This is a genomic window from Burkholderia sp. SIMBA_062, assembly GCF_046534765.1.
Classification (GTDB): domain Bacteria; phylum Pseudomonadota; class Gammaproteobacteria; order Burkholderiales; family Burkholderiaceae; genus Burkholderia; species Burkholderia ambifaria.
Genome location: NZ_JAWRYD010000670.1, coordinates 1 through 232, shown reverse-complemented (window position 1 = coordinate 232; position 232 = coordinate 1). Strand labels below are relative to the sequence as shown.

The window sequence follows — 232 nt, the reverse complement described above, 5'->3', positions numbered from 1 at the left end:
AACGCGGTGGTTCGCGTTCATGGCCAGGCCCCGCAACTGCAACTGGCCGCATGGCTGGTGCCCACACAGGTGCCGGCCGACAGCATGGCCTGGCAGGACACCATCCGCGCCACCCTCAAAGGCCTGTTGCCCGAGCACATGGTGCCTGCCTATGTGATGGTGCTGGAGCACATGCCGGTCACCGTCAACGGCAAGGTCGACCTGAAGGCATTGCCAGAGCCGGTCGCTACCC

General features: G+C 65.5%; 1 protein-coding gene. It reads left to right on the top strand.

Annotated features, from left to right (window positions below; translation table 11 throughout):
* Window positions 1–232, top strand: a 232-nt coding sequence (locus SB786_RS37865) for a hypothetical protein (RefSeq protein ID WP_410731791.1), incomplete at both ends; no start/stop codon positions are given.